At 63.3% G+C, this 5,508-nt stretch carries 3 protein-coding genes, 1 tRNA gene and 1 pseudogene; all 5 read right to left on the bottom strand.

All coding sequences use genetic code 11. The features are described 5' to 3' along the window. A pseudogene (locus Q8R73_RS18975) lies at positions 1-456 on the bottom strand (methyl-accepting chemotaxis protein); the annotation flags it as partial. Positions 457-627: 171 nt separating this feature from the next. Continuing rightward, the gene (locus Q8R73_RS18970) at positions 628-1,356 is read right to left on the bottom strand and encodes an outer membrane protein (protein ID WP_305721085.1); all 729 of its coding nucleotides are present in this window, start codon (positions 1,354-1,356) and stop codon (positions 628-630) included. Between the two features lie 206 nt (positions 1,357-1,562). Then, positions 1,563-2,300 carry an outer membrane protein gene (locus Q8R73_RS18965; RefSeq protein ID WP_305721084.1) on the bottom strand — a complete coding sequence of 246 codons (738 nt, stop codon included), beginning with the start codon at positions 2,298-2,300 and terminating at the stop codon, positions 1,563-1,565. A gap of 408 nt (positions 2,301-2,708) precedes the next feature. Next, positions 2,709-2,969, bottom strand: coding sequence for a hypothetical protein (locus Q8R73_RS18960; RefSeq protein ID WP_305721083.1), 261 nt, complete (start codon positions 2,967-2,969; stop codon positions 2,709-2,711). Between the two features lie 2,294 nt (positions 2,970-5,263). Continuing rightward, positions 5,264-5,338 (bottom strand) — tRNA-Thr (locus tag Q8R73_RS18955). Positions 5,339-5,508: the final 170 nt, after the last annotated feature.

Genomic DNA, 5,508 nt, shown 5'->3' with positions numbered 1-5,508 from the left:
GAGGCGCTCGCGCGCGGCGTTACCGAGGCTCTGGATCATGTCGTCGATGTTCTTCACGGTCTCGGCGAGGTTCGACACCACCGTCTTGTCGGCGCCGAGCGTGGTGATCTCGCCGAGCTTGGCCAGCGTGACCGCCTGGGTTTCCTTCATCTTCTTGGCGCGTTCTTTCAGGATCTCGTCGCTCTGCGAGGCCAGCAGCGCCGGTCCCTGGCTGGCGAGGCTCGCGCTCTGTTCGGAGAGTTGCAGGCTGGCGGCGAGGCGCGGTATGTCGCGTCCGCTCAGTTCGACCATCGCTCCGCCGAGATGCCCGAGCACCATGCCGGCGCCGACGCTGATGACGATGGCCATGCCCGCAATCACCGCGAAGGCGGCGAACAGGCTGCCTCTCACGCCCCAGCGTGGACGCAGCAACCCCAGCAGCCCGCCGATCTTGCCGATCGAGAATTTCAACGCCATGCCGTCCCCGCCCACACGTTCAGGATGAATTTTCTGACGAGGAGTATCGCGTTACCGGGTTAACAAAATCACGAGGATTTGAACCGGCGCGAAATTTTTGCGCGAGCCGACGAAGAGAGTCGCGTCGCATATTCCGCGATCCGGCATATCCGCGAGATGATCGGTGGCCGATCAATACCTCGCAGCAGTCGAACCGCCCAGATTGAAGCGATAGTTCACGCCGGCCTTCAAAGTGTGCTCGTCGTTGTTGAAGGTGCCGAACGGGACCAGCGCGGCCGGAGCGACGAAGCGGCTCTTGCCGAAGTCGTAATACTGATACTCGGCCTTGGCCGACCAGTTCGGCGCGAACAGATATTCGATGCCGGCGCCGACGGTGTAACCGTTGCCGTGATCTCGGTTGAGCGTGAAGGCGACCGGAGCGCCGCCGAAGGTCAGGGTTTCGTTATGGCTGGAATAGGCATAACCGCCCTTGGCGTAGAACAGCGCCGCGCCCCAGGCGTAGCCGAGACGGCCGGTGATCGAGCCGAGCCCGCGCTGGTTGTTGCTGTAGACGAAGCCGGCGGGGAAGATCGCACCGATCTTGTTGCTGCTGAGCCATGAATACTGGCCTTCGACGCCGACCACGAAGTTGCCGGCGAACTGATAGTCGGCGCCGACCTGCACACCGCCGAGGAATCTTGCGTCATAATTGCTCAACACGAGACCGCTGAAATTGTTGCTGCCGCTGAAGGCGCCGCCGGCGTGACCGCCGAGATAGAAGCCGGTCCATTGGTAGATCGGCGCCGCATAGGCCGGCGCCTGCCCGTAAGGACGAGCCCCGAGATCGGCGGCGACGGCGGGTACGCCGGCGCCGAGAATGGTAAGGGCTGTGAGGGCGACAATACCGGTAGTGAGCTTCATGATGCAGTCTCCGACGGATTTCGGCGGACGTGCGCTGTCGGTGCCGTCCATGCCGCGGAGTTAGACGGCATTTGAATAAAATGCCGTGACCGGACCGCCGAAGCGGTGCCTGCCGGAAGCCAAATGCTGTGCGTGCTTAATGAAATCCTAACGAAAAAAGGCCGGCTGTGAAGCCGGCCTTTCGTCAGTGTCGCGTAAGATGGCGATCAATAGCGAGCAGCAACCGGGGCGCCGCCGAGGTTGAAGCGGTAGTTGATGCCGGCCTTGACTGTGTGCTCGTCGTGGCGGGTGCTGCCGTACTGGGTCAGCACGGCGGGCGTCACGAAGTTGGTCTTGCCGAAGTCGTAGTACTGGTACTCGATCTTGCCCGACCAGTTCTGTGCGAACATGTATTCGAGGCCGGCGCCAACGGTGTAGCCGTCATGATGGCTGCTGTTGGTCGTGAACGCCTGCGGCACGCCGCCGAGCGTCAACGACTGGCTGTAGTCGGAGTAGGCATAGCCGCCCTTGACGTAGAGCAGAGCCGGACCCCAGGTGTAGCCGAGACGGCCGGTGACCGAGCCGAGGCCGCGCTGGTTGTGGGCGTAGGTGTAACCCGCGCCCGCGCCGGTGAAGGCCGCGCCGCCGTTGTTGCTGCCGAGCCAGGAGTACTGGCCTTCGATACCGAGCACCCAGTTCGGGGCGAACTGGTAGTCGGCGCCGCCCTGCAGACCGCCGAGGAAACGGCCGTCGCTGTCGTTGTTGGTGGTGCCGAGGAAACCGTTGTTGCCGCCGAAGGCGCCGCCGACGTGACCGCCGATGTAGAAGCCGGTCCAGTTGTAGATCGGCATGTACGCCGCGGGCGCTGCCTTGGTGTAGGGGCGAGCTGCCATATCGGCTGCAAGTGCTGGCACAGTCGCGCCGAGAGCGATGAGGGCCACAGTACCGAGGAGGAAGTTCTTCATTAGGTGTAGTCTCCAGGAGTCATTTTTATTTTCAGATGAGCTGCGTTAGCGGCGTCGTCCATGCAGCGCAGTTAGACTGCTTCCGTGTGGAATGCTGTCACCCATCGGTCACACCGGGGATGTTCCGCTCGATTCAAGAAACATCGATTTTTACGTGCTTAATTAGGCCTTAATGAACTCTAAATGAGGCCTTAATCGCCGCTTGAATCGATGCGCCGGGCGGCTTCCATCGATCGATAATTCCGACAAGCGCATCTCGCCCGACCGAAGATTGCGTATGCAGCGCAAGATCATCTCGATGCGTTCGCCAAGCGCTCGCTGCAGAACGTTTCGGGGAAGCAGGTCACTTCGACGTGATCGCGCTTCGGTATGCAGGCGCGCAAGCGCGGCAGCGCAATCGCCGTCAATTCAGCCGAGACGGCGACGGACCTCGTCCCGCATCAGCTCGCGGAAGGCTTGCCGGCGCGCGGGCCGCTCGGTCTCGGGGACATCGTGCCGGTCGAAGATGTCGAAGTTGTCGAGGATCGGATGACGATCGCTGGCCATCGCCAGCACGCGGAGCTGTTCGGCGACCTGTTTGCTGGGACCGCTGACTTCCCATCGGCGAATCATGTTGGCGCCGGTTTCAGGCGCAAGCCCGCACAGCCGGGCCATATCGGCCGCCGACATCGGCCTGCCGATGGCATCACCGAGATCCGCGCGAAGCTGCTTCAGTTCATGGCCGGTCATAGGGAGAATCAGTTGGCGAGAAATGCATCTGCGCGGTGATCCAGCGGCATCGTGGCATGATTGTGGTTCGTCAGGTTCCGAACCGCTTCCCGCACGGACCCCGCTCAACGACCGCTCCATGGGGCCGCGCCAGGCACCGGGATATTCTCCGCAGAAGATCATTGGGAAGAATTGGCTTTATTTTAGCACTCGCCATGCCGAAATCCTGGCGGCGGGGCCGAGGTCGATCGGCTCGAGGAATTCCGGCGTTTGGCCGCGGCCAAGCCGCGCCTCCAGTCCCTCCGGAGCGAGCTTGATGATGTTCCGGTCGGGGGCTGCCGAGCAGGTTACCACATAGTCGACGCCGCGATCCCGCAATATCCGCTGCGCCGTCGCCATGGGCGCCAGCATCAGCTTGATCAATGCCGTGTTGCCATCATTGTTGCGATGGTAGGGCCCGGCAAAAACCTCGTGACCTGTCTCGGCAAGAATCGCCGGTCCGAGATCGAGCGGCGCCATCACGCGTCCCTTTGGAAGTTGTTTCAGGGATGCGACGTCCGACAAGCTCCGGCACGGCGACAGATCGCCAATGGCCTCCGGCTCGAAGATGGCATCCAGCATCGGCTTCGCCGATAGTCCTGCGACCGCCAGACCGAAAGGAGACGCGACGATCGCCACGAGAAGCAGCCTCGGTCCGGCCGCAAAACGCGGCCACAGGATTCCGAAACTCGCGGCAAAAACCGGAGCCGCCACCATCGAGGCCGCGGCGAGGCCCCGCATCTGCATAAAGCCGAAGCCGACCAGCGCGGCCAGTGTCGCTGATACGACAATCCAGCGGAACCTTTCAGCCGGGCGGGACCGGATCAGCGCCATCGCGGCGAGACCCAGCGTCATGATGGGAAACACGTAATAGGAAGCAACTCTCTCGGGGAAAAGCTGCAGCATCCTGCCGAATGAGATCGCTTCGGCGATGTTGTTGACCCATAGCGACCGGACGATCGGATCGAGATGTCCGAAGGGCGATGCGATGCATCCCGAAAACAAGGCGAGGAACGCGCCGACCAGAACGACTCCCAGCGCCGCTCCGCTCGCCGCGCGCATGCGCCGCGTTGATGCGTAGCGATCGATTCCGACCATAAGCATCAGGCCGATGCCGCCGCCGGCGGTCAACAGCAGTACCGGTCCACCGAAGGCGTCACATACCGGCGCGGCAAGCGACGACAGTGGAAGCAAGGCCGGCGCGAGCAGGAGCGAGGATGCCGCCAGCCCAGCGCCGAAGGCGCCGACCTGCCGTGCGACGGGCGCGCCACGCCAGACAAAGAGGCCGGATACCGCAACGCCGGTTGCTGCTATGGCAGGCAGCGTTTCGAGGCCGATCGCCAGCGACAGCGACGCCATCAGGCCGCCCAGCGCAGCCTTGACGGCGCTTTGCTCGATCTGTGTCGTCATCAGGACCAGGGCGAGCAGCAAGACGATCTGCGCGTTGTGGTGATCGATCGCGCCAGCCCTGAAATGGACGAGGGCCGGTACGGATAGCACGGCCAGGACCACGGCCGCGATCACCGGGGCCGTGCCGTTGCTCAGTTGCCGGGCGATCGCAGCAATCAGCGCCAGCGCGGCTGCAAACAGCAGCGTCGGCCAGAGATACAGCGTCACGGCCTGCGCATCGCGCATTCCCAACAGCGGCTTCAGCAACAGGATCAACCCGGCCAGCGGCGCGTCGATGAGGCGCGACCAGTGCATGGATGTGCCGGCCGGCGGATCCATTCGATGCTGGAACACATCGAACCAGCCTTGCCCGCCGATCAAGTCGGCGACACCGACCAGCCGCATGGCATCATCCGTGGACAGGGCATCGAACACGCCGCCGTTGATCGCGGGCCACGCCAGCGTGACCGACGCTGCCAAAAAAAGCAGCGGGATCAGGATTTTCAGATCAGCGCCGCGTTGTCCCCTGTGTGCCGCGCGGTCCGAGGCCACGGTGAGGTCAGACATGGTTTTTTCCACTAGCGTTAGCGACGACATCAGGAGCGGCTGGCAGCCCGGACAGGGTTGCAGGCGAGAGGCCATGCCGGCGCAGATTCCAGGGCGAGCGCCGTGCCAGTGTGCACCGTCGCGCGTTAAGCAACTCCTACGGGCGCAGAGAACGAAGGGGGATACCGAAAAGCTCGCTCGGGATTGCTCGCGCGGAACGCACGGGAACAGGGGCCGGGGGAGCGGCTGGGAGCGCCAAGCCCTTATTCTGCGAGAAAGACTGGTGCTGCCAGACAGGATTGAACTGTCGACCTCTCCATTACCAATGGAGTGCTCTACCACTGAGCTACGGCAGCATGCTCCGGATGCGAGAATCGGCCCAAAGAGCCCTGCAGAGCGGGCCGATCCTTGCCACAAGCCCCCCGCCTGCGCAAGCGCGGGAGGGGTTTGCGGGACCCTCAAAAACGGCCGAATCAGGCGTCGTAGCCCCTGGCCGGGTCCATTGTTGGCCGATTCGGCTCCCGAT

Source organism: Bradyrhizobium sp., from assembly GCF_030697065.1.
Lineage (GTDB): Bacteria > Pseudomonadota > Alphaproteobacteria > Rhizobiales > Xanthobacteraceae > Bradyrhizobium.
This window is presented reverse-complemented; position numbering and strand designations above follow the sequence as displayed.

What these genes read in the sequence shown, in the direction of transcription:
- Q8R73_RS18970 (WP_305721085.1), bottom strand. Translation starts at nt 1,356, where the DNA reads ATGAAGCTCACTACCGGTATTGTCGCCCTCACAGCCCTTACCATTCTC.
- Q8R73_RS18965 (WP_305721084.1), bottom strand. Translation starts at nt 2,300, where the DNA reads ATGAAGAACTTCCTCCTCGGTACTGTGGCCCTCATCGCTCTCGGCGCG.
- Q8R73_RS18960 (WP_305721083.1), bottom strand. Translation starts at nt 2,969, where the DNA reads ATGTCGGCGGCCGATATGGCCCGGCTGTGCGGGCTTGCGCCTGAAACC.